Genomic DNA, 20,018 nt, shown 5'->3' with positions numbered 1-20,018 from the left:
TCTATATACCTCGACCTGGACGCTATGGCGTCGACAAGCCGTATGCACGCCTGCGGATGCTTGGGGGGCCCGGAGTCGCCATCCGTCATCGCGCAGTGAACATCATGGACTCGGATGCGCGGGGTGGTAAGCCGCAAGAGCGCGTTCGAGACGCCCGCAGGGGCCTTGAAGTATCTCACCCTGACTGCTCATCGTCGACTCGTTCGTCAAGGCAATCGCGGCGATGGGGTAGCGAGAACGATGATTTAGATACCAACTGAGTGCTCGGCCTCGTCGAGGTGCTCCGGATCCTGCTTGGTGGCGATCGACCACAAAGGTCACGAGAGCACGAGCTGGCCGCGTGGTGCGGCGGCGAAGGTCGACACCCCAGACACTGTCGTGATGCTGCATTCCATACGGATGCCGACACCTCGGTTGTGGCTGTCAAGGACCGACACCGCGGGCTCCGGCACCTCGCAGCCTCCGGTGACCTTATGGCCTCGAGGAATCCCCTCCGCAGTAGCGCGAGGGTGGTGGTGCAGTTTCACCCCAAGCCAACGAGGTCGTTCTGGGCAATGCCGCCTGTGCCCGACTCCGCGAAGCAGCAGCGCTCGATTTCAGGTAGGTACCGGTGGTGCGAGCGGCCGAGGAGGCCGTCGCAGCGGCTTCTTTCGTATCCTTTGCTGTCAGCAGATGGACAACGTACGGTTCACGGCGCTTCGCTCGGATCACCCGACGCCTACGAGGGCGCGCTGGACTCATCCGACGACTCGGTGAGCGCGAAGTTACGCGGCTGGTGGCGCTGCACTCGAGGGCGGATTTGCCCTTGGTCGGCGGACCGCGGTCACCTCAGCACATGGCCGTGGTCCATGCACCTATGGTGCACCTGGCGTTGATCGGGCTACGACGCGGTGAGTTAGCTGGAATGCGTTGGCGCGCAATATGATTTGGACCGCCGGACGCATCACCGTGGTCGCACGGAACAGGGTTCGGGTAACAAGCCGAACCATCGATCAGAGCAATGGTAAGACCGCTAACGCGCGGCGATCACTGAAACTGCCGGCCTCGGTACTGACGGTTCTGCGGGGCACGGAGGAACGACAAAAGATCGCCACGAAGCGAGCCGGTGAAGCAGCCCATGAGGCGGTCGACTGTGCAGGCAGCCGCGCTATGGCCCTTTCTGCGCAGGTGGCGGTACATCTTGCGGCGACCGTAGAGCTCTTCAGGTTCGCCGACCGTGTCCCGGAGCGCGGCGGTGAGGTACGCGTCGGAGATCGTGCGGGCGGACGGTGGTGCGCTCTTCCAGTTGCGGTACGTGCGTGGGGCGACCTGCACGCCGTGCTCGGTGAGCACGCGGCAGATCGACTCGACCCGGTAGTTCTGTGCACGCATCTGATCGATGAACTGGACTATCTGCGGCGGCGAGGGTCGAGCTCCCTCGCGAAGAAAATCGATGCCGACTTCTTAAATTTCGTTGGCTTCCTTGAGATCTCGGTTCTCACGCTCGGGTTCCTTGATGCGCTGTTGCTCCTCGGTCGTTGCACCGGGAGCTTGGTTGGCATCGATCTGAGCTTGACGTGTCCAGAGCCGGAGTGACTCCGCGCCGACACCCAATTTCGGTCCGATCGCCTTGCACGCGCCGTACACGGAGTTGTACTCGTGGAGATGGTCGAGGACCATCCTCACCGCACGCTCACGTTGCTCGGCCGGGTAACGCTTCGACATGTGCTTCATCCTTCACAAAGAACGAACCGGCATCAAACCCGGGACGGTTCATTCCGTTCGTTCATTTCGTCTGTTCGACATCTCGGATTCGCTGAAGGACTTCCTGGCTGAGCGTCAGGTAGTCCTCGGCAAGCGCGGATGTGCTCTCAGGTCCGTGTTCCTCTGAGAACTGTTCGGCGTCATCGGCCTGGTCGGCGAGCTCGTGTATGAGCACTCCGTTCTCCCTGGCCTTCACTGCGGAGCTTTCTGAGTGCTGGATGACTGCTTTGAGTAGCGGCGCTGCGCCGTTGAGTGCCGACATGATGTCCGAGGCCGCGTTGCGCCTGACGGCCGTGGCCGAGGTGGCGACGTCGAACAAGACCACGCCGAGAAGCTCGATGTCGGGGTTCACATCCCGGGCAGTCTCGATCTGTCGCGAAAGCACTCGCAAACCTTCGATGCTGGCTCGATCGGCCCGGGTGGGCACCACGATCCAGCGGGTGGCGTACAGCGCGAGCTGGATCAGCGCCGGACGGGTCGACGGTGTATCCAGGACGATGAGATCGTAGTCGGGGGCGATGGGTTCGAGCGCCTCCGCGAGGAGACTCTTATAGGGGCTTGACCGCTTCGCAGGACCGGTGATCATCGACTCCCAATCGTCCAGCGCTTCACCGCCGCTGATGACGTCGAGGCCGGGGCGAACATCGGGGATGACGGGCACAAGTGCGGAGCCGGTCATCAGTGCGTCGCGCAGAAGCTTGCCGGAGTCGCCCCGGCCGTCCCAGTAGTAGCCCAGATCGTGGCCCGCATTGCCATACGGATCGAGGTCGATGAACAGTGTTCTCCACCCACCTTCCGCGGCGAGGCCGGCGACATTTACGGCCGTGGAGGTCGCACCTGTGCCGCCCTTGCAGTTGGCAAAGGTGACTACGCGTGTCAGTTCTTTCGTTATCGAGTCTGTCACTACAGCCTCTCCTTCTCGACGCATCGTCTCGCGCGAGGCTTGAGCTGCGCGCGACAATCCATGGTGCATTGTGCGTGCACCACCAGTGAGGAACTGGCCCCACTTCAACTTATCGTGGGTTGAAGTGAAACAGGTTGCGTGACCAGTCCGGTCAATCGTTTCTAAAAATGTTGCGCAACTGTATTTGTCAATGCGTCCACCGCCCGAGGATGCCTTGATGTGGCGGGCCGATTGAGCATCCGACCACGGTATCCGTCGTAGACCCCGCCCGACGCCGTCTGCTGACGACATGACCGGAGACCGTGGACCGGGGACGCAAACAATTGGAACGACGAGTAAGAGGACCCGCGATGACCGGCAATGAAGAACGTGAGAGCAACGCTGCAGGGCCCGTGGTCGCTGCAGCATTTGCCCGTGCGTCAAGCGCCAATCGCGAACGCAGTGGACGCGGGTGCCTCAGTGGATTCGCGACAGCACAGCAGGACGACTGACCCTACGACGTCCCGAGTAAGCCCAGAGTGGTACTGCCAGGGGAAATCTCATTCAATTTCGTTTCGTTGCAATGTAACGATACGAAACGAAATTCGGCCTGCATCGGCCTCGCGTGTCGGTTCTTGATGTATTGGCTTACCGCCCCTGGCCCCGTCTCACTTGCTGTGACATCGTCCTCGCGGATCCTTACGCCTCCGGCGAGATGAACAGGCCGCGCTGTCCACTACATGACCATGAAAGGTACTTGTGACATCTCGCGACCGACCCCCGTGCCCAACACCGCTCCGGTCCTACCTGAGTTCGAGCACCGGTGTCGCCCGTAAAGCGCACGAAGGTGACATCAACCGAGCAGTCGCCGCACCCGGATCGTCAGATCGGGAGGCCTTACGTTGGGCGATCAGCAAGATAGGTGCGAAAACCATAATCCCGAGCTGCTCAGGTCGACACCTCAGCGGGAAGAAAGATCGAGGCTAAGGTCCACTCGTAAACTCTCGTTAATAGTCTCGCGGGGGAAGCGAGTTATTCGACTGTGGCAGTGACCAGCAAAAACGGGTGAGTCCGAGTTTGTCATACAAGCATTCCAAGTTTGTGGGATAAGTTTGTCTAGACGCTCAAAGCTTCAAAATGCCTGCGGCTGAGGAAGATTGGACTAGGTCTTCACGTTGCCAATCTGTGCCTTCTCGAAGTAGATTCGGTTTATGGACCAAGGTGCGAACGGTTGTACCGGCGCAGAAAAGGCTCCGCCCGACCCGTCACCACGATTCCTGAGCGCGCGGGATTTCGCCGAAAGCACTTGGGTTCCCTGCGCTCTCTGCATCCTTACCGGCACAAGTGCTGATCCCGGGTGCCGTGCGCGTGGGGCGGCGTACAAATTCGTGAACCGCCCCGTCTATCGAAGATTTCGGAACGGTCCCCGAAAGGATGAAATCGACACTGCAGCAATATGACGCAGCTGGAAACTGGATGGACCCCCTGCGTTCGCGCGGGGTCTTCGAGTGTTGTGAGAACGCGTAAACCGCTCAATTATTGGCGTTGCCGCGCAGTAACACTGCACAGCGGGGTAAGAGGAGGGTTCATGGCTAGGCCAAGCAAAGGTGACCGCAAACGTCTGGGCAGACTTCCAGCGGACGTCCATGAGGCCCTTGTAAGGGAGGCTGCGGCGCACGGTGCTAGTTCGGTGAGCCAGTACGTCTCGGACCTACTTTGCATTCATGTTGGCCGCCGTGACCTTGCACGTGAGATGTCGCAGGAGGTTCTGCCACTGACTGAGTAGGTCTCGAACAACAACTGAAACGTCAAAGCCCCCACTCTTGGGCAAAAGAGCGAGGGCCTGTTGACAAAGTGCCGCGTTGAGTTCGTAGCTCCACGTGGCTTCCCAGAAGGGACTGTCGTTGCTAGACAGGTCTCAGGGTACATCGCGCCCTGATGAAGGTTCAAGGTTTGGTGCTCGTGTCGGCTCTTCAACGTCGTCACCTGACACCGTGTGGAGTCAGCTGTCTCCACTTGTGCGTGCTCGACAGTCGATGCGGCTGTGGAGTCCCGTCACCGGAAAGTTCGCAGCAAAAGGTCAGAACTGGACGAAGCGGCTGCCGTCGGCGCCGGCCGCGGTGCCGATCTACAAGCGCGACCGCACGAGTGTGCTGGCCTTGGATTTCGACGCCAAACACCACACCCGCGCGCAGGTCGATGCCGATGTCGCACGCGCTGTGCGGTGGCTGCACGAGTGCGGCGCACGGACGGTCACCGACCGCTCGACCAGTGGTGGGCGACATGTTCTGGTCCCGTTGGCGACCGACACACCCTTACGAGTCGACGACATCCGGCTACTGATGGAGCTGCTCGCCGCCCTATTGGTTACGCTCGACTGCACACCGATGCTCAACGCCTCGACAGGCTGCATCACTCCTCCAGGCTCCCCGTGCCGCGAAGGCGGGCACCGGCAGTTGGACGGCTCACTCGACGACGCCGTCGATGCATTCACCTTGAGATCCGAACGCGGCGTCGTCGCACGCCTGGTCGCAATGCTCGGAGGTGTCAGCCAGTCGCGGCACCGGACACCTGTCGCTGCTGTTGCAGCCTCCCTGATCCAGGACGGACGTCTCGTGGGAGCCGGACGAGATCGTCGACTGCACCCACAGTTTCTTCGTCGCACACCGACACCAGCCGCCGTCGAGACCTACGCTGCCACCGGCACCCTCGACACGGCCCGCTGGCCCACAACATCGGAAGCACGGCAATCCGTCATCATCCACGCGGTCCTGCGCGGAGCCAGCTCCACCGACATCGAAGCAGCGCTGGCCACACCGGAATGGGCGGGCGTCGCCCGCGCCTACACCCGCTACGGCAACGACGCTGTCAAAGCCTTGGACCGGGACGTGGGCAAGGCCCTGATCTGGGTGGCGCGGACCGCACACCAATTCCACCAACCAGCGCACGAGAACAAGCACACAGGGGGGAACGGTTCCTTCCTCAACGATGGAGTCCGACGGGCCTGGTTGGCGAATGCCCAACTGTGGATCGACTCGGAATTCCTCGGTACCCGAAACCGCCCGGTACTACTGGCGGTAGTGCAGGCGCTTGCCTACACATCCGCCCTCGCCGGTGAGTTGGTCGAGGGAATACCCGTGGTGGCTGTCGGTGGACGGAGCCTGTCCCATGCGGCCGGGTTGATGTCCGAGCGGACGGTGTGGTCGGCACTGCAGGTACTGCGGGAGACACCAGGTTCTCCTGTACTGCTGGTGAAGCGCGGTGTCGGAAGAGAAGCCGACCGATACGCCTTGACCACACCAGCCATATCCCGACGCGCTGACCGCGTGCGTACCGATCGGGCGCGTGTCGAACCAGTGCATCGAGCATGGAGCGTCCTGGGTCTTCGCGGCCGCGCAGTGTATGACCTGGTGGTCGCTATTCAGGCGAGCACCGTGGATGACGTCTTGGCCGGCGCGAAGCTCCGCCCATCGAACGGCTATGCAATTGTTGCGGACCTGATCGCTGTTGGACTCATCACACGCAATGGAACGATTTTGAAGGTCGGAAGCCGCTCTCTGGACGACGTAGCGGCTGCTCACGGCCTCAAATCGGTCGCGGCCGACCGTATCGTCCGCCACCGGGCCGAACGCCTGCTTTGGCAGATGTGGCTCGAAACCCGTTTCGCCCCAATGCCACCGGACGAAGTAGCCGGCGAATACGCAGTCGACTGGTCGACCACGGCCTCCGTGCCCTCGTTCGACGCACGAGATTCTGAGCGGCTGTGGGCGGCACAGATGGCTGCTTGCAGCAGTCCGTTATACACCACCTTAAATCCCCCTTACACAACCATGATGGCGAAGCCGCCGCCGGCAGCGACTCCGAGTAAACCTCCGGCTGGTTCAACAACTCAGGAATCGGCCACCCGCATATCGAGTTCGCAGCGAGAACAGGATGAATCAACCCATCCACGGCCCGTGAGCTGATCACGCGGGTGAAAACATTGATGGTCGCCTGCCACCGGTCGGTCGAAGGTGAGCCCAAGGGCAACAGCATGTTCCAGCGAACCTGCTCACGGGACTCGCGCGTGACGGTCCGTCCAACGGCAATCATGTGCCGACCGACCCTGTCGTCCATTTTTTCCGCCCAAACCGCGGGCTCGCGTTCGATGGCCGCACCGAACACCTGCAATTCGGCAAGTCCTGAGCGAGGGCCGGCCTCGCCGAGAGTATAGGCACTAAGGTGGACGAGAAGGTTATCCCGCAGATCCCGTACCACCGATCTATGTGGTGGATTTAATTGCAGCCGTTGAGCTTCCGCGACGGTCACGTAACCCGCAAGGATGTAATGACCGGTGTTTTCGCGCTCACGCGGCATCATGGGGCACCTGCAGAGGCTCTGTCGTGTCCTGGCATTGGGTAAACACTCCCGGATACTCCGTCCGGGGACGAAGAGTTCGGAGTACAGGTGAACTTGAACGCGACCTCATACTGACCGGGGACCGGCGCGCGGACTTGCTGTGGCCGAACGGACTACTTCAGCTCACCAGTAGCAACAAGGTGCGACGTCTTTCGAGATTGCGTTCCCGCATTGAGATCCACGGCGCCGAGACCTGCGCAGACGACGCAGCGAACTACGGCTTTACCCGGAATCTTGTTTCCATGACGCCGTGCGCGGCACCTCAAGAATTGGCGGCAGCCTTCGACGGTCTGCGGTATCAGACCAGGTTCAACATCGGGCCGGGTCCGAACGCCGTCGTTGTGTTCTTCGGTGCAGCGGAGTCGCGGTGGCGGGCCGATACAAAACCCCGATCCGCTCACCATCACTGCTCGGCGGGTGTGGGCTGGTCGATCGGCACTAGTCGAGCACTAGCGCGCCGCAGGTGGTGTTATACCGTCCTGGCATGGCCAAGTTCCCCAAAGTTCGAGAGCAGCACATTGCAGTCTTCGGAGAGAGCGGGTCGGGCAAGACCGTTCTGGTTTCGTCGTTCTTCGGCCCGACCCAGGAGGGGTCCTACAAGAACGATCTCTGGGATCTCGTTGCTGATGACATTGGCCAAGGGGTCCGGCTATACAAGAATTACCTCGGCATGAAGAAAAAAGCGTCTGCGCCGATGGCCACCCGCTTCAAAAGCGCGACCTACTACTTCTCGGTCAAACTCAAAGGTGGAGACAATGACGCAGCCAAGAAGAGGCCCTTCGACGTCCTCCGGCTCGCGTGGCACGACTACCCGGGCGAATGGTTCGAAGAGGAGCCGGGCAGCGCGGCAGAACAAGACCGGCGTACCGACACCTTCCGTTCTCTACTTCGATCTGACGTCGCTATTTTGTTGGTGGACGGGCAGAAACTGCTCGATCATCGCGGCGAAGAACAGCTGTATCTCAAGTCACTGATGTTCAACTTCCGTCAAGGGCTTCTCCGACTCAAGAACGACCTGCTCGAGGACGGGCCCATCGTCGAGTTTCCACGTATCTGGATCTTGGCCCTGTCGAAAGCTGATCTGTTGCCAGATTGGGACGTCGACACATTTCGCGATCTGGTCATCCTCGAGGCAGCCGAGGACGTCGAACGCCTTCGATCAACCGTTGCCGAATTCATCGAGACTCCGGCGGCCCTGTCGATCGGCGAAGACTTCATGCTGCTCTCCTCCGCCAAGTTCGAGCTGAGGTCCAATGATCCGCAGCCGGTCGACATCGACCTGACGAAACGCGTCGGTCTCGATCTCATCCTCCCGGTGGCGTCTCTACTTCCGCTGGAACGGCGCGTGCAGTGGGCCGCGAAGTTCGGCATCCCTCGCAAAGTGCTCGAGTCGCTCGCCGACGGCGCCGAGTTGCTCGCAGCCGGCATCGCCGACGGAAAATTTGCAACTATTGAGAAGTTTCTAGTCAAGGTAGACAAAGGAGGCATGGTCGCCGCCATGGCGCTGCCGATCTTGGCAGAAGCAGTCAAGTTGGTAGGACCGAAACTCAAGGAAATGAACGAGCAGGCGCGGGCGAAGCACGACTATCTGAGAGCGACGCTGACGCAGTTCAAACTTGATCTCGAGCAGGGTGTCAACGACAAAGTGATCAGGAACCCAAAGTGAGTGGCAACCCCGCACATTCGGAGAGCTTGATCTGGGCCACTCGGGGTCGGACCTGGGGTTTTCGGTTTCTTCTCGATGCCGGACTGAGCGATCCGCTCCCGGCCTACGAACGGGCCTTCGGAGACCTCTCCGACGCGCCGACGGCGTGGAATCGTGAAAACGGGCAAGTCGCGCTGCGCATTCCAGATCCACTCGGGCGTCGCGATTCAGCAGGTCGTGTGATACCCCACGAGTTCGTACTCTTTGGCGACCTCGCTGCTGCCGTCGACTCCGTCGAGGACGGTCTAAACCACGTGTGGCCGTTGGTGTCTGAGATGTACGCGAGCCTCTGGGAAACCCCGCAATGGCTCCGCGACACCGCAGACGGACGCCCGACCACCCCACCTGCTGAGCTGACCTGAACGGCGCGATTCCATGACTTCCGCGCTGCCGACCAGTCACATCTACGACCAGCTCGTCGGTCCGTTCTACGATACCGCCGGGCTCACCCAGTGGTGGGGCCTGAGCCGCCAAGCCATTGCCAAAGCCGCCGCCGCCGGCACCGTCATCGCCTGCCAGCTCGACGGCGGTGGGTGGGTCTATCCCACCTGGCAGTTCACCGAGTCGGGGACGGTGCATCCGGATCTGCTCACGCTGTGGTCGACTCTGCGCGTCCGGTGACCCGTGGACCTGCGCTACATGGCTGCGTAGCCCTCAGCCCGGGCTCGACGACCGCAGCGCAGTGTGCTGGGTCGAAGAGGGCCGCCCAGTCGAAGACGTATTGGAGCTGGCCCGCCCCGACGTGCGTTGGTGGGTGGCGTGACCCGCCACCCGGCCGAACTGGCCCTGTCCGAGCACGACGCCGCGTTGCTCGACAAATCCGGGTTCGTTGCCGATCCCGCCGCCGCCGCGGCAGCGCGGCTGGACCGGGGTATCAGAATGCAGGAGCTGATCCACCGCTCCCTGTCGGTGATCGACGCCGCCGAGCGCCTCGGGGTCTCCGCCGCCCGGATCCGCCAGCGCCTGGCCGACGGCACCCTGTGGGCGTTCACTTCCGGCCGTAGCCGGCTGCTGCCGCCCGCCCAGTTCACCGCTGCCGGCGGGGTACGTCACCTCGAGAAGGTGATGCCGCGTGTGGCGAAGGACCTCCACCCTTTATCCCTGCAGGCGCTGCTCACGCAGCCGCAGCCCTCCCTGATCGTGGACGGCCGCCCGGTGTCGATCACGGCGTGGCTGACGGGTTGCGCGAGCACCGCTCGGGCGATCAATCAGGCTGCCGACGTGGTCACCGCCGCAGCCTGGGCATCGACTTAGACGGTGCCAGCGACTCTGCCGCCCCGCCGACAGGACAGAGTCGGAGATGAACAATGCCGCACCCCACCAGGTCTCGTGCCGTACGCAGTGCGAGCGTTCGCAGGGCCGCAGCAAAGGTTGCCGTGAAAGCGGCGCAGAAGCAGAACAAAACGCCTGACCCCAAAATGGTGAAGCTGGCGGCGACAAAGGTGCACTAGCCGCCGCCTCAGCCATCGACGAGGGCAACGGATTTAGTGCCGAGTGTGGTTTGTCATCCGATGTGGCGGAGATCGTTGGGTTGACCTGAGGTCCGCCACTTGCCCCGGATGCAACGTCGGCGGATTCTTCTCATCGGATCTGGCGGATTGTCGATGCGAAACGTCGAGTGACGCCGGCGCTCACTCGACCGTGGGCACCCGTTCATCACAGCGCAGTTGAAGTGCGGGATGTATTGTGCCAGCCGCGATTTTATGGCTATCGGGACAAGCGTTTAGCGTCGAAAACATGGAATGGAACTATTCGTCGGCGGTCGAGCTGTTGGCCGCGTTGCGTGCTCGTGATGTGTCCTCTGTGGAGCTGACCGAAGCCGCGATCACCGGGATCGAGCAGGGGGATGGGGTGGTCAACGCAATCTGTATCGCTGACTTCGATCGCGCACGCGACGCGGCGAGGAATGCCGATCAGGCCCGCGCGCGCGGTGAGGATGGGCAATTGTTGGGCGTTCCGGTGACCGTCAAAGAGTCCTACAACGTGGCCGGGCTGCCTACGACGTGGGGGATGCCGCGGTACGCAAACTTTCTACCTGCTCAGGACGCGGTGCAAGTGTCGCGCCTCAAGTCCGCCGGCGCAGTGGTTCTCGGCAAAACGAATGTGCCGTTCGGACTGCAAGACATCCAGACCTTCAACGACCTGTACGGCACCACCACCAACCCATGGGATCGTGGCCGCACGTCGGGAGGATCGTCCGGCGGGTCGGCCGCAGGCCTTGCATCGGGCTTCGGTGCGCTCTCCATTGGCTCGGACCTTGCCGGTTCGCTGCGCACACCGGCACATTTCTGCGGTGTCTACGCACACAAACCGACTCTTGGCCTCGCAGCAATGCGGGGTATGACGCCGCCGCCTTCGCTAGCACTGCCGACCGAGGCCGACCTCGCTGTTGTCGGGCCTTTGGCCCGGACCGCCGGCGACCTCACTGTCCTGTTCGAGGTGATGATCGGCCCGGACCCCCTGACGCTCGGAGTGGCGCATGACGTGACGCTCCCGCCCGCACGCCACGACGGGATCCGAGACTTTCGGGTGTTGATCCTCGACCGCCATCCGCAGATAGCGACGAGCGCGGCGGTCGAAGCGGGAGTGAATCGGGTGGCTGCCTCGCTCGCAGCCAGCGGCGCCCGCATCGAACGGGGCAGCGCGCTGCTGCCGGATCTCGCTGAAGCGGCGTCGCTGTACACGCAGTTTCTGTTCTCTGGTTCCGCGGCAAAATTTCCTGTGGATACCTACGAGCAGTTACGAGCCCGCGCCGACGGATTGAGTATCGACGACTGCGGCCTGGACGCTGCTCGGTTGCGCGGAATGGTGATGAGTCACCGCGATTGGATCGAATTGAACAACCGTCGGGAGATCCACCGTCACGGGTGGCGACAGTTGTTCGGCGAGTTCGATGCTGTGGTGTGTCCGATCACTCCGACTCCCGCGTTCCCTCACGACCACAACCCAAATTTGTTGGAACGCACGCTCGACATCGACGGAAATGCCGTCCCGTACTTCGACCAGCTCGTGTGGGCCGGTCTTGCCACCATGCCCGGCCTGCCGGCGACTGCCATACCCGCTGGCCTGTCGACCGATGGACTGCCTGTCGGGGTGCAGATCATCGGGCCCATGTTCGAAGACCGCACAACACTACGGTTGGCCGAACTACTGGAACAGGACATCGGTGGCTTCCGGCCGCCCCAGTTGAGGACAGACATCGGGCGCGCTTAGCCCGGATCGTTCCGCTCCCGCGATGCGACGGAAACGATCGCACCGGTCGTCCGAGCTCAACGACCACGTCTGGAAGCTGCCATCACGAGACCCCATTTGGCACACCACTGTCGGTGACAAACACCGGCCTTGACGTCGTCCTCGGCGCAACTCTTTTGCTGGCCCCCTTGATCCAACACCGACTTTGATTACCGCCAAATACAGCAACCGCTCCGCCATCACGCCGCCATATTCACTGGGAATCCGCCACATACGGCCGGAACTGACACCGAGGGTTGGTCTGAGCCCGGGGCCGAAACCGCACTACCTTCCTATTTCGTTTCGTTTCGTTTCATGTAACGAAACGAAACGGTTTGGCCATGGGTTCAGTCGAGCCAGACCGCAAGCGAGGTCGCCCCAAGTGTTGGTTCTCAGCTGATCTTGCGAGTTCTCAGGTGATCTGTCGGTGTGGTGGCGAGTTCTCATCGAATGTGGCGAACATGATGTCTCGGTAATGGAACGACAGGGTCTGCACTGGGGGATTTCGGAGCGGTATTCTCGTCACCAACCGAGCCGTGGATGTTCCAGCTCAAGGGTGTGGAACGACCTGACGCCGACTCGTGCGGTAGTACCCCCCGTGTCGGGTCAGCGGAATCTCCGAGGCAACACTCTGGTCGGCAACGACAATAAGCAGGTGGTTTGTCATCTGATCAGCACCACTTTGGCCGAAATCTGTTGTTGCATGACGTATTTTTCAACCCGGGTCTGTTTAGGGCCACAACGACTCCTATTTGCGCTTACTCTGAACGGCATGGAGATGTTCGGGTTGGTCTAGGACCACTGAGAGGTCAGACGATGACAATGAGGCGTCCAGGATTGAACGGTGACCAGGTCTTCATGGTGAAGGTGATTCTGGCCGCTTTGACGGTGTTGTCCATCGGTTTGCTGGGCATTTTCGGTAGCAGCGTCGGTGGCCTGAGCTGGGATTATGCGCATACATCCGCAGGCCAACCTCTTTTCGAGAGGTACAGCTTTGCAGCTGGCCTGTTAATCACGATCATTTGGCTCGTTGCCGTGATCGCAGTGGCAGCTGTCTGGTTTTGGCAGCGTCGGCATCGAATCGTGGGTGTGTCGCCTTAGTCAGCAAATCGGTCGGGCGAGAAATCCGCTGGATCCAATGAGAAGGATCCATCATCGGGGCAACCGAAGGACGTGGTGAACTGCAGGTCACCCGACGGGGCCTTCGCCACATCGAATGAGAAGCCACACCAAGATCCATGCCATCCCGTTCGACAAAACGGCAGCGCGCATGGACCGGGACATCTGCTTTCAAGACCTGATCTAGCGCTCCTTGCAGTTCACCGCCGCCGGGGTCGACCAGAGCTTGGGCCTCGAAGGATGGGAATCTGAGCGAATAGAGTGAGCGAGGGGGCAGCGATTGCCCGCCCCCTTGTGGATCGAATCACCCAGTCGTGTCCGGGTGATTCATGATTTCTTCGACACCAAATTTCATATCAATCGACCGCCTTGGTCGACCTCTTCAACAGGTCTCGGAGTGGGTCTGTCGCGGAGGAGGTGCTGAAAGAGCTTGGGACGGTCTACGGCCCGAACCGAGCGCCGCAGTCGTCTGCAGCGACAGGGCCCCTGGTAGCTGCCGTATACCAGGCCGCCGCTACGGCGATGATGCTGACCCGTCAGAACACCGCCTTCGGTAAACAGATCGTGCGGGAGTTCTGCCGGCATCGTCATGCGCGGATTTGGAGTCTGTCCCGGTATCGGCACGTGTAGCAGCTTGGAGCAGTACTAATCGGCTATAGCTGCGTGAGAGGGATCCTTTGATGCCACGATGGGGCCCTTCAAAGTGAACTTCAATCGCATGCAGTAGTGCGGGTGGGAAATTAGGGCACAAACTTGTCAATCACGTATCCACCCGTTGGCGCTGGCATCTTGGAAGTACGCCTCATCGTTCGCCGACTGCGGCGGCGTGTGCTCGTCCTCGGCGCCGAATTCCTGCCTGAAGGCATCCATCGCGGGTCCGATGCGCGTGTCGGAAGTCAGTGGACGCAGTGCGTCATCGACCTTGCACGCAGCGTCGGACTCTGCTGCCGCCGCTGCCTCCAAGATCAGCGTGGGGAGCTGCCGCGGACGTGACAGTGCGGCGTTAGTTAGCGTTATATCTTTCAACCGGCCGGAGGCGTCTACAACTACCGTCACAGCCTGGCTGCCGGTCGTGCTGCCGGTTCCCCGTATCGATACCAGTTTTTCTTGGATCTGTTTCGCGGTTGTCTGAATTTCCCTGACCGTGTCAGGGAAATCGGGGTAGTCATTCATAGGAGGTCTGCGAATTCGGCGCGGATGTGCTCGGGATATTCGACTCGATGAAGGTGATCGATGGGGCTCTTCAACCCGAAGTAACCCTTCATCGTTTTCGCGGTCGGGTCGGCTCCTCGTTTACGTAGCAATCGAATTGTGCCGACCGCGTCTTTGCCCGAACCGACGATGGCCCAGTACAACGCTGGGTACCCCTTCTCAGTGACCGCATCCACCCGCGCGCCAGCGTCGAGCAGCATTTCCACGATCTCTGTACGTGCTGCCCGTGACGCGAACAGGAGAGGCGTCCAGCCTTCCAAGTCCCGTGGGTCCGGATCATCGGTCTCACTCAGCAGTCGTCGGACGTTCTCGACTTCCCCATCCAGTGCCGCATAATGCAGCGGAACGCGCCCGGCTCGATCGGTTTCGGTCATCTACTTCATCTCCCGCTGATGGCTTCGGTTTCCGTACTGGTCTTCGACTGCGAACTTGTCAGGATTCGCATTGATGTACTCGTCGAACTGCTTCTGCGTCCACCCCTCCTGCTGTGCCTGGGCTTGCAGCCGCCAATTCTCCTCACCCGAAACATGACCGAACTCCCACTTCGGGTTGACCGGGTACCTGACCTCATTGGCTTCGTCGATGTAGTAACGCCCGTCCTCGCTCTTGGGAAGATCTTTCACCCACGGCTGGTCATCGTAGGTTTTGTTAATCGGCACCATCACGTCTTCGTCAGCTTTGACAACGTAGAAGTCTTTCGAGTCCCGCCCCGGTGGTCCCCACACCCGAGTGTCAGCCAGGATCTTATCTTTGGTGTCGTTTGTGAGATGCGGACGCCGGAGGCCCATGAACGTCGAAAACGGTCCCTGCGCGAGTGGTGCGCCTTCGGCCCCTGCGAGGGCTGGGCGCGCACGTAGCAGTGGTCCGAGTAGTTCGGCTCCTCTGGTGAGGCTTTGCGATGCGATGATCTGTCCGCGTCCGGCCTCGACGAGAATCCGCAGACCTCGAATGATTCCCGCGATCCTGACGCCGTATGCGGTGAGCAGCAGCGCCATTCCACCCTGTGCGGCCGCTGCGGCACCGCCGCCGGTGAAGATCGCCAAGCCCCAGCCGATGGCCTGATCGACAGCGATCAGCGCAACCATCTCGATCAGCGCCTGGCCGACGGCTGCTTTAGTCGTTCCAATCGAGGCCGCGTACTCGGTACACGCGGTGGCGAGAGCGTCGCAGTATCCGGCCAGAGCATCGAACTGCCCTGCAACGATGTCGTGTTGGGCGAGTACCTGATCCACTTCCGGACTGATTTGCGATGCGATCAGCGCACGTGCAATCGGAAGCTGGAAGCGCGCGGCACGGGCCGCTGCTGCCATCGCCGACCATGCCGAACTTGCTGCAACGAGTCTGTCGGGGTGGCCGTTGGGCCACATCTCGCCCAGGACGTAACCGGAAACCATGCTCCAACCTGTGGGTGGGAGATCCGACCCGCCGAAGGCGGCGGGCGGCATCTCGGCCAGGTAGACCGGGAGTGATCCGGGTGGGAACAGTACGGCGTTCGGATCAGGAGCAGGCCCTGACTGAGCGTCGGCGTTGCCATGGTTGGCGCCAGTGAACTGGAGAAGGTCGTGCATCTGCCCGCATGCCATCGCAAGATCGCCCAGGTTTCCAACTCCTTCCCAAGCGGCTGGATCGTATTCATTGGTCCATTCGCGACCGGCGTTGTCCGACCCGGCCGAGCCTCCGCATCCGGCCAACGCAGAGGTCAATCGGGTGACGCCTGCGGTCAGCGTGGAATGGACGGACTCGTAGGAGACTGCGGCTTTGACGAACCCGTCGGGGTCGACTTGGATCGGCGGTGCCATTTACGGCCACATCCGGGAGTTGGTGTCGACGGCTCCCTGGTAATTGGTATGAGCAATCCTGGCCACTTCGCGCAGTTCAGCAAGATTTTCACGCATCTCGTTGACTCCGGTTGCCCAGCGGTCGTGCGCTGCTCGTTGTGCTGTGGCAGCAGGGCTGGACCAGGTCAGGTGGAGGTCGGAGACCTGACGTTCCACATCTGCGAGGCTGTCCTCAACGAATCGGCCAAAGCTGGCCATTGTGTCCACGGCTCCGTCGAGTTGAACGAGGTCGATCTCGAACTTCGTCACTGCGGACCCCAATCGAGAATGCTGGCGATCTGAGAGTGGTTGGAGGCCTCGGTCGCGTCGTACGCGTCCGCAGTGAGCGCGAGTTGCACCGATGAGTCTTCCAACGCAGCCGCGACGGTCTCCGCACCGTGTTTCCACTCGAGCCAGGATTCGTCGTAGGCCGAAGCGGCTTTGCCTTTCCATCCGTCCACCAACAGTTCCTGGCCGATAGTGGAGTCGAGACGTCGAAGTTCATCACGAATCGCTTGGGCCTTTTGGTCGGCTTGTCGTGACGCTTCTCGAATCTGGTGTGTATCGACCTGCAAGTTGTCGGACAAGCTGCCTCCAAATCGTCTGCATCTACATTGACTTGGACGCAGGCTGGCCTCGATCGGTTCCATCCTTTGGGGTTGAATAACCCCGATTGCTGCCAGCGACCACGTTGCAGTTCCCCGCCGAAGCTTTGAGCGTCCGTTCCGCCACGCCTCCGCCGCTACGGTGGAGACACCGCCGAGTCGGAGATCCAGCGTGGGGCTCGACTCTGTTGACTCGACCTGCGATCCGACCGTCGACACTCACGCCGCACTATCAATGAGAAAAGCAGCTCACCGAAATTCTTGCTCCCACCATCAGAATGTGAAAAGCCCAACCGAGTGGATGACGCTGCGCGGGGCATATCGGACGTAACGGCCACCATCAGCGCCCGATACGGTATCGACCGACCTCGCTTGTCAACGTTTTTTACCTATTGGGGGAGAACCACTGTGTCTGATTTCGATTACCCACCGCCGACGCCACCCGTATCGAAGGGGCGGCGGAAGTGGCCGTGGATCACCGGTGCGGTCGTGTCCGGCTTGCTGATCATCGGTGTGGTGGATCCGACCGGGTCGAGGGACACCGCCGCGCAGGAGGCAGCCGTAATGGCAGCATCCGCCACGACGACCAGCACTCCGAACGCTGCCGCCGCTACAACATCGCCCGTAACTCCGAGCTCCGCCGCGACTACACCCGAGTCGGCGCTCGCTCCCGTGCCGGCAGCGCTGGCGGTCGAGAACGCGGACGGCGCGAACGCTGCACTCACGCTGCTGGCGACCGTGCCGATCAAAGGCCGAGCCCCGAAGACCGGGTACGACCGAGAGATGTTCGGGCAGGCCTGGACCGACGATGTCACCGTCGAATTTGGGAAAAACGGTTGCGATACTCGCAACGATTTATTGCGCCGGGACCTCACCGCTATCACCGTGAAGCCGGGGTCCAACGGGTGCGTAATACTGACCGGCACCCTGGCCGATACATACACCGGCACCACCATCAACTTCGTCCGCGGCACCGATACCTCGAGCGCTGTGCAAATTGACCATATAGTCGCTTTGAGCAACAGCTGGCAAACCGGTGCGCAGCAACTCGACCCCGCCACACGACAGAACTTCGCGAACGATCCTCGTAATCTGCAGGCCGTCGACGGCCCGGCGAACCAGCAGAAGAGCGACGGCGACGCCGCGACCTGGCTCCCCAGCAACAAGGCGTACCGGTGCACCTATGTTGCTCGGCAGGTCGAGGTGAAGGCCGCTTACGGACTGTGGGTCACTCAGCCCGAGCATGATGCGATCACCCGCGTCCTCGGTGACTGCGGCGGCGCCGGTCCAGTCGCGGCGCCCGCGCCCGTTGCGGAACCCATCGCACCGGCACCCGCACCTGCTCCGGTAGCACCAGCGCCAGCTCCTCGACCCGTGCCCGTTGCACCTGCCCCAGCCCCAGCGCCAGCACCGCTGGTAGAGGCGCCTGCACCTTCGAGCGTGTCCTATAAGAATTGCGCTGCAGTTCGTGCAGCAGGTGCCGCCCCCATCTATGCCGGACAGCCCGGATTCAGCACCAAGTTCGACGGCGACGGTGACGGTGTCGGCTGCGAGTAACGCCGTGGATGCCTGCTCATCACACGACTGCTGACCACCACAGAACCCGCACTCCGCCCTCACCGGCAGGTGTGGGTTCTTTTTTGCTCTCACCGGGGCACCCTGCGCCAGTTGGCGGAGCCAACATCGGAACAACTTCGAAGCAACCAGGAATTCCGAGTCGCCCGTCCTTCTGAGCAGGAGAAACACCATGACTGTCACCACCATCGAACGCGCCGCGCTGACCTTGCTGGTCGTGCCGGTCGAACCTCCCGCAGACCTGCTGCAGGCCTACCCCATCCACCTCGGAGAAACCGTCGAAGAGATCGAGGAAGCACTCCACGCCGTGTCTTTTCTCGAAGAGATCACCCCCGACCAGCTCGTCGTCACGGGCATCGAATTCGCGGATCCGGAGCAGCACAACACCACCGTCACCTTGAACAGCGCAGACCTCGACGGTATTACGTGGGGGCTCGGCGACGGCGGTTGGTCGCTGACCAGCGCCACAGAAATACTCGCGAACCTGAAGCACCTCACCTCGATCGAGGTACCCGTGCGCGCCTGACCAAGGCAAAATGTATCTCCGAGGAAGAGCCCAAACAGCGGCTCGGCTCACCGCGGCCACCGACTGCACCGGCGACGTACACCTGCTGAACCAACCGACCCGGTCACGTCAGACACCATCGACCACACACTCGTCCAGGGGGGGGACATCATCATGACCATCACACCGACACTGCGAGAGACGTTGAGCTGGATCCTGATCACGCTCGCGACCGTAGAGCTGGCTCTGGCGGCCGCGCTACCGAACGCGATAGCTCTGGACGGCACACTCGCGACTGCCGGGCGACTTCTACTGGCGGTACTGGTTGGATTCAGTGTCTCTTTGGTGGCGATCGTCGCCTTCGCTCGCGTGGCTGCGCCGACACCGGATCCGCTGGGCGCCCGGCGCGATTAGAAAATTCTCGTCCCGTAGCAATTAGACCCAGGAAGGGGCCGACAGTGGCCGCCAAGAAGAAAACCTGCGCCAACACGTCGGCCTCGCCCGAGCAGTTGCGCGCCCGTCTGGAGCTGCGTCGCTCGTCGGCCGCGTCCAAGCACGTACCTGCTCACCGCAAGGGCACCCGACGCACCCAGCGCAGTCGCGCCATCGCGTCGGCCTGGTGAGCGTCTAGTCGAGAAAACACCCGCCGCCGAACGACCTGAAAGGAACGGCCACTGATGCCCGCTCAAACATGGGTGACCCTGATCGTCGGCGTCCTCGCCGTCGCAGGAGTTGCTTTCACCGTCCGCCAACGCACCGTGGCAGATAGACGTGCTCAGGCGTGGTCGAGGATCACCTGGTGTCTCGATCACACCACCAGCGCCAACGACGACGAGGCTGCCCTGGGCTGGGACATCTACGCCACCGTCACCGACTCACCACTCATTACTAAGACCGAAGAAGACGTCCTGGTCGCAGTCTCCGATCGCGCCGCAGCTCGTCGTGCACTGGCGCAACCACCGGAAACCGAGGACACTGAAACCCAGAACGAGCGAGAGGACCCGCGATGACCACCACCGAAAAGCAGACCGAACAGCAGACCGACCGACCCGCGGAACGCCCCGAGGTGGCTGCTGCCGCTGCTCGCGCGTCTATCGCCATCCGCAAACGGACCGGCCGCGAGGTACCTCAGTGGCTACGGGACACGGCTGCAGGACGGCCGACCACACCACCAGCCGACCTGGCCTGAACTCGGCCCAGTCCAGCGGCTACGAAGGCCCGTTCG

At 61.7% G+C, this 20,018-nt stretch carries 22 protein-coding genes; 14 read left to right on the top strand and 8 right to left on the bottom strand.

Annotation, left to right across the window (positions count from 1 at the left end; translation table 11 throughout):
* Window positions 1–1,026 precede the first annotated feature (1,026 nt).
* The 3 genes from H2510_RS01235 to H2510_RS01225 all read right to left on the bottom strand — a co-directional run bounded on the left by H2510_RS01235 (window position 1,027) and on the right by H2510_RS01225 (window position 2,647).
* Complete coding sequence (locus H2510_RS01235) at window positions 1,027–1,371, bottom strand: hypothetical protein (protein WP_186626592.1); 345 nt, start codon at window positions 1,369–1,371, stop codon at window positions 1,027–1,029.
* Window positions 1,372–1,443: 72 nt separating this feature from the next.
* Window positions 1,444–1,704 carry a transposase gene (locus H2510_RS01230; RefSeq protein ID WP_186626591.1) on the bottom strand — a complete coding sequence of 87 codons (261 nt, stop codon included), beginning with the start codon at window positions 1,702–1,704 and terminating at the stop codon, window positions 1,444–1,446.
* Window positions 1,705–1,765: 61 nt separating this feature from the next.
* On the bottom strand, window positions 1,766–2,647 hold the full coding sequence (locus H2510_RS01225) for a ParA family protein (RefSeq protein WP_315901161.1): 882 nt from the start codon (window positions 2,645–2,647) through the stop codon (window positions 1,766–1,768).
* A gap of 350 nt (window positions 2,648–2,997) precedes the next feature.
* Here H2510_RS01225 and H2510_RS01220 point away from each other — a divergent pair, with 350 nt between their 5' ends.
* From H2510_RS01220 to H2510_RS01185, 8 genes are all read left to right on the top strand, one after another.
* Window positions 2,998–3,138, top strand: a complete 141-nt coding sequence (locus H2510_RS01220) for a hypothetical protein (protein WP_186626590.1) — start codon at window positions 2,998–3,000, stop codon at window positions 3,136–3,138.
* Between the two features lie 1,524 nt (window positions 3,139–4,662).
* Window positions 4,663–6,591 carry a hypothetical protein gene (locus H2510_RS01215; RefSeq protein WP_186626589.1) on the top strand — a complete coding sequence of 643 codons (1,929 nt, stop codon included), beginning with the start codon at window positions 4,663–4,665 and terminating at the stop codon, window positions 6,589–6,591.
* A gap of 917 nt (window positions 6,592–7,508) precedes the next feature.
* Window positions 7,509–8,690 carry a TRAFAC clade GTPase domain-containing protein gene (locus tag H2510_RS01210; RefSeq protein WP_186626588.1) on the top strand — a complete coding sequence of 394 codons (1,182 nt, stop codon included), beginning with the start codon at window positions 7,509–7,511 and terminating at the stop codon, window positions 8,688–8,690.
* Complete coding sequence (locus H2510_RS01205; protein WP_186626587.1) at window positions 8,687–9,091, top strand: hypothetical protein; 405 nt, start codon at window positions 8,687–8,689, stop codon at window positions 9,089–9,091. The genes H2510_RS01210 and H2510_RS01205 overlap by 4 nt, the downstream gene beginning before the upstream one ends.
* Window positions 9,092–9,104: 13 nt before the next feature.
* Window positions 9,105–9,350, top strand: a complete 246-nt coding sequence (locus tag H2510_RS01200) for a hypothetical protein (protein ID WP_186626586.1) — start codon at window positions 9,105–9,107, stop codon at window positions 9,348–9,350.
* A gap of 138 nt (window positions 9,351–9,488) precedes the next feature.
* Window positions 9,489–9,983 (top strand): hypothetical protein, encoded by a 495-nt coding sequence (locus H2510_RS01195; protein WP_186626585.1) that lies wholly within the window; start codon window positions 9,489–9,491, stop codon window positions 9,981–9,983.
* Between the two features lie 483 nt (window positions 9,984–10,466).
* Window positions 10,467–11,942, top strand: coding sequence for an amidase (locus H2510_RS01190; protein ID WP_186626584.1), 1,476 nt, complete (start codon window positions 10,467–10,469; stop codon window positions 11,940–11,942).
* Window positions 11,943–12,776: 834 nt separating this feature from the next.
* Entirely contained in the window at window positions 12,777–13,061 is a 285-nt protein-coding gene (locus H2510_RS01185) for a hypothetical protein (protein WP_186626583.1), read from the top strand.
* Window positions 13,062–13,835: 774 nt separating this feature from the next.
* On the opposite strand, the gene H2510_RS01180 is transcribed toward H2510_RS01185, so the two are convergent.
* The 5 genes from H2510_RS01180 to H2510_RS01160 are packed head-to-tail and all read right to left on the bottom strand — an operon-like array spanning window position 13,836 to window position 16,695.
* Window positions 13,836–14,252, bottom strand: coding sequence for a YbaB/EbfC family nucleoid-associated protein (locus tag H2510_RS01180; RefSeq protein WP_186626582.1), 417 nt, complete (start codon window positions 14,250–14,252; stop codon window positions 13,836–13,838).
* Window positions 14,249–14,665: an ankyrin repeat domain-containing protein gene (locus H2510_RS01175; protein WP_186626581.1), complete on the bottom strand. Its 417-nt coding sequence runs from the start codon at window positions 14,663–14,665 to the stop codon at window positions 14,249–14,251. The genes H2510_RS01180 and H2510_RS01175 overlap by 4 nt, the downstream gene beginning before the upstream one ends.
* Complete coding sequence (locus tag H2510_RS01170) at window positions 14,666–16,090, bottom strand: GH-E family nuclease (protein ID WP_186626580.1); 1,425 nt, start codon at window positions 16,088–16,090, stop codon at window positions 14,666–14,668.
* A complete protein-coding gene (locus H2510_RS01165; protein ID WP_315901159.1) occupies window positions 16,091–16,378 on the bottom strand; it encodes a WXG100 family type VII secretion target in 288 nt (95 codons plus the stop codon).
* On the bottom strand, window positions 16,375–16,695 hold the full coding sequence (locus tag H2510_RS01160) for a WXG100 family type VII secretion target (protein ID WP_261392665.1): 321 nt from the start codon (window positions 16,693–16,695) through the stop codon (window positions 16,375–16,377). The genes H2510_RS01165 and H2510_RS01160 overlap by 4 nt, the downstream gene beginning before the upstream one ends.
* Before the next feature lie 426 nt (window positions 16,696–17,121).
* Here H2510_RS01160 and H2510_RS01155 point away from each other — a divergent pair, with 426 nt between their 5' ends.
* The 6 genes from H2510_RS01155 to H2510_RS01130 all read left to right on the top strand — a co-directional run bounded on the left by H2510_RS01155 (window position 17,122) and on the right by H2510_RS01130 (window position 19,982).
* The gene (locus H2510_RS01155; protein ID WP_186626578.1) at window positions 17,122–18,270 is read left to right on the top strand and encodes a DUF1524 domain-containing protein; all 1,149 of its coding nucleotides are present in this window, start codon (window positions 17,122–17,124) and stop codon (window positions 18,268–18,270) included.
* Window positions 18,271–18,460: 190 nt separating this feature from the next.
* Window positions 18,461–18,814, top strand: a complete 354-nt coding sequence (locus tag H2510_RS01150) for a hypothetical protein (protein WP_186626577.1) — start codon at window positions 18,461–18,463, stop codon at window positions 18,812–18,814.
* 153 nt (window positions 18,815–18,967) lie between these two features.
* The gene (locus H2510_RS01145) at window positions 18,968–19,207 is read left to right on the top strand and encodes a hypothetical protein (protein WP_186626576.1); all 240 of its coding nucleotides are present in this window, start codon (window positions 18,968–18,970) and stop codon (window positions 19,205–19,207) included.
* Window positions 19,208–19,251: 44 nt separating this feature from the next.
* Window positions 19,252–19,416, top strand: coding sequence for a hypothetical protein (locus H2510_RS01140; protein ID WP_186626575.1), 165 nt, complete (start codon window positions 19,252–19,254; stop codon window positions 19,414–19,416).
* Window positions 19,417–19,470: 54 nt separating this feature from the next.
* The gene (locus tag H2510_RS01135) at window positions 19,471–19,803 is read left to right on the top strand and encodes a hypothetical protein (protein ID WP_186626574.1); all 333 of its coding nucleotides are present in this window, start codon (window positions 19,471–19,473) and stop codon (window positions 19,801–19,803) included.
* Complete coding sequence (locus tag H2510_RS01130) at window positions 19,800–19,982, top strand: hypothetical protein (RefSeq protein ID WP_186626573.1); 183 nt, start codon at window positions 19,800–19,802, stop codon at window positions 19,980–19,982. Before H2510_RS01135 ends, H2510_RS01130 begins: the two co-directional genes overlap by 4 nt.
* Window positions 19,983–20,018: the final 36 nt, after the last annotated feature.

The sequence above is a fragment of the Rhodococcus sp. BP22 genome (assembly GCF_014281965.1).
In the GTDB taxonomy this organism is placed as follows: Bacteria; Actinomycetota; Actinomycetes; order Mycobacteriales; family Mycobacteriaceae; genus Rhodococcoides.
Note: the sequence above shows the minus strand (reverse complement) of the source record. Positions and strands in the feature narration are given on the sequence as shown.

Excerpts from the sequence above, each read along its gene's own strand:
- H2510_RS01150 (WP_186626577.1), top strand. The coding sequence starts at position 18,461 with ATGACTGTCACCACCATCGAACGCGCCGCGCTGACCTTGCTGGTCGTG.
- H2510_RS01180 (WP_186626582.1), bottom strand. The coding sequence starts at position 14,252 with ATGAATGACTACCCCGATTTCCCTGACACGGTCAGGGAAATTCAGACA.
- H2510_RS01215 (WP_186626589.1), top strand. The coding sequence starts at position 4,663 with ATGCGGCTGTGGAGTCCCGTCACCGGAAAGTTCGCAGCAAAAGGTCAG.
- H2510_RS01220 (WP_186626590.1), top strand. The coding sequence starts at position 2,998 with ATGACCGGCAATGAAGAACGTGAGAGCAACGCTGCAGGGCCCGTGGTC.
- H2510_RS01235 (WP_186626592.1), bottom strand. The coding sequence starts at position 1,371 with ATGCGTGCACAGAACTACCGGGTCGAGTCGATCTGCCGCGTGCTCACC.
- H2510_RS01135 (WP_186626574.1), top strand. The coding sequence starts at position 19,471 with ATGCCCGCTCAAACATGGGTGACCCTGATCGTCGGCGTCCTCGCCGTC.
- H2510_RS01130 (WP_186626573.1), top strand. The coding sequence starts at position 19,800 with ATGACCACCACCGAAAAGCAGACCGAACAGCAGACCGACCGACCCGCG.
- H2510_RS01145 (WP_186626576.1), top strand. The coding sequence starts at position 18,968 with ATGACCATCACACCGACACTGCGAGAGACGTTGAGCTGGATCCTGATC.
- H2510_RS01200 (WP_186626586.1), top strand. The coding sequence starts at position 9,105 with ATGACTTCCGCGCTGCCGACCAGTCACATCTACGACCAGCTCGTCGGT.
- H2510_RS01230 (WP_186626591.1), bottom strand. The coding sequence starts at position 1,704 with ATGTCGAAGCGTTACCCGGCCGAGCAACGTGAGCGTGCGGTGAGGATG.
- H2510_RS01210 (WP_186626588.1), top strand. The coding sequence starts at position 7,509 with ATGGCCAAGTTCCCCAAAGTTCGAGAGCAGCACATTGCAGTCTTCGGA.
- H2510_RS01185 (WP_186626583.1), top strand. The coding sequence starts at position 12,777 with ATGACAATGAGGCGTCCAGGATTGAACGGTGACCAGGTCTTCATGGTG.
- H2510_RS01175 (WP_186626581.1), bottom strand. The coding sequence starts at position 14,665 with ATGACCGAAACCGATCGAGCCGGGCGCGTTCCGCTGCATTATGCGGCA.
- H2510_RS01170 (WP_186626580.1), bottom strand. The coding sequence starts at position 16,090 with ATGGCACCGCCGATCCAAGTCGACCCCGACGGGTTCGTCAAAGCCGCA.
- H2510_RS01190 (WP_186626584.1), top strand. The coding sequence starts at position 10,467 with ATGGAATGGAACTATTCGTCGGCGGTCGAGCTGTTGGCCGCGTTGCGT.